Source organism: Bradyrhizobium sp. WSM4873, from assembly GCF_055811355.1.
The window spans coordinates 1-251 of sequence record NZ_JBVVPS010000146.1 but is presented as its reverse complement, the minus strand read 5'-3'; the positions used below and the strand labels follow the sequence as shown (position 1 = coordinate 251).

Annotated in this window: 1 protein-coding gene; it reads left to right on the top strand. The window is 61.4% G+C overall.

The window, feature by feature from the left end:
• Positions 1-251 (top strand): hypothetical protein (locus AC0L21_RS38135; protein WP_473267165.1); only part of this gene is annotated, 251 nt, incomplete at both ends.

The following is a 251-nucleotide window of genomic DNA, read 5'->3' as shown; positions in this document are numbered from 1 at the left end:
CACTGGTTCATGCCGCAGGACGCGGCACTTCGCGCCCATATCGAGGACATCATTGCCGAATCGGCGCAGTCCGAAGGGCTTCCGCTGATCGGTTTCCGTGACGTGCCCGTCGACAATTCGTCCCTGTCGAAGGCTCCGGACATCGTGGCGTCCGAGCCTTACCACCGGCAGGTCTTCATCGGCCGCACGGCAGACATTACCGATGACGAGGAGTACGAGGCCAGGCTCTATCTGCTGCGCAAGGTCATATC